The organism is Emticicia agri (genome assembly GCF_004168285.1).
GTDB classification, from domain to species: Bacteria; Bacteroidota; Bacteroidia; order Cytophagales; family Spirosomataceae; genus Emticicia; species Emticicia agri.
Genome location: NZ_SEWF01000148.1, coordinates 1 through 300, shown reverse-complemented (window position 1 = coordinate 300; position 300 = coordinate 1). Strand labels below are relative to the sequence as shown.

Here is a 300-nt window from a genome sequence, read left to right as displayed (position 1 = left end):
TTGGCGCACAAACTACCTTGGTAGCTGGGGCTGTAATCGTTGGCGCAGAGGGTTGAGCTACAATCTGTAAGCCAGTAACTGCCGTGCTTGCCGGAGAAATACAAGACCCAACTGTACAGGTTGCTGTAATGCTGTAAGTGCCTACACTTGATAAAACTATACTTGTGCCCGATGAACCATTCGACCAGTTGACTGTCCCTGCACAACCACTTGCCGTTAAGGTTAAAGTACTTGGTGCACACACCACTAAAGAACCCGGAGGAGTAATGGTTGGGGCTGTTGGTTGAGCTACAATTTGTA

General features: G+C 48.3%; 1 pseudogene. It reads right to left on the bottom strand.

Going from position 1 to position 300, the window contains the following annotated elements:
• A pseudogene (locus tag EWM59_RS28100) lies at window positions 1-300 on the bottom strand (hypothetical protein); the annotation flags it as partial.